1 protein-coding gene and 1 other annotated feature are annotated in these 1,307 nt (G+C 40.8%); the gene reads right to left on the reverse strand.

Features of this window, described 5'->3' with window-relative positions; translation table 11 throughout:
- Positions 1-39: 39 nt before the first annotated feature.
- Positions 40-1,259 (reverse strand): IS3 family transposase gene (locus tag CL42_RS16115; RefSeq protein ID WP_155757018.1). Its coding sequence is split into 2 segments (ribosomal slippage): positions 40-983 and positions 983-1,259, totalling 1,221 coding nucleotides; the frame shifts between segments, so codons are not numbered across the junction.
- Positions 868-984, reverse strand: a sequence feature (AL1L pseudoknot). Its footprint overlaps the gene before it by 117 nt.
- Positions 1,260-1,307: the final 48 nt, after the last annotated feature.

Here is a 1,307-nt window from a genome sequence, read left to right on the forward strand (position 1 = left end):
TGAACCGTACCGGGTTTGTCGGAGACTTTTTTATTTAAGTTAAGCCACCTGACCTAACGGGTTAATCTTATCATAGTACATTGCTTCAAACTCAAAAGGCGACACATAACCCAGTGCACTGTGTACACGCTTTTTATTGAACCAATCTACCCAGTTTAGTGTCGCAAGTTGTACATCTGCTAAACCTTGCCAATCTGCTTTTAAATATTCAATCACCTCTGTTTTGTATAAGCCATTCACCGTTTCAGCCAAAGCATTATCGTATGAATCACCAGTTGTACCGACTGATGCTCGTAAATTTGCTGCTTCTAAACGATTGGTATAGCGAATCGAAAGATATTGCACACCCCTGTCGGAATGATGAATCACATTCTTTGGCATGCCTCGATCGTGCAATGCTTGCTCAAGTGCATCGAGCACCATATCTGTATTCATCCGTGTAGATACTTTCCATCCAACAATTGCTCGTGAGAACACATCAATAATAAAGGCGGTATAGACCCAGCCTGAATGAGTTTGAATATACGTAAAGTCACTGACCCATAATTGGTCAGGTCGATCAGCACTAAAATTACGTTTCACTAAATCATCTGCTCGTTTTTGATCATCTCGGTTGCGGGTAGTTTGTTTGTTCTTACCACGCCAAACACCTTGTATATCTAGCTTCTGCATCAATCGAGCAACTGTACAACGTGCAATAACATAGCCTTCACGTTTCAATTTTTGCCAAACTTTACGTACACCATATCGACCTAAACTTTCCTTCCAAATTCGTTTAATTTGTTCAGCATGATGCTCATCATGTAGATCTCGTTTCGCTCGATGTTCTGGATTGTCAGCGAGATCTAAAGTTCGGTAATAGGTTGAAGGTGCGATCGGTAAAATCCTACAAATCGCATCAACACCATATAAGTCTTTATTGTTATGGATGAAATCCACCATTATTTGTGTGGGCGGTCGAGCTCCGCCTGGGCGAAAAAAGCGGCTGCTTTGCGTAGAATTTCATTGGCACGCTTTAATTCTTTAATTTCACGTTCCATTTGCTTCATTTTTTCTTGGTCAGATATCTGTTGTACTTTAATAGGATTTTGCTGATCTAAATGCTTTTGATGCCAGGCACGTAGTGTTTCAGGAGTACAACCAATCTTAGGCGCAATTGCTGTGATTGCAGCCCAAGTAGAAGGATAATCTTTTTCAGATTCAATTAGTAATTGAACCGCTCTTTCTCTAATTTCGGGGGTATAGGTTGGTTTTTTCATCGGAATAGTCTCTCAGAATATTGAGTCTCCGACAAACCCGGTACGGTT

Origin of the sequence: Acinetobacter sp. Ver3, from assembly GCF_000632455.1 — a bacterium.
Taxonomy (GTDB): Bacteria; Pseudomonadota; Gammaproteobacteria; order Pseudomonadales; family Moraxellaceae; genus Acinetobacter.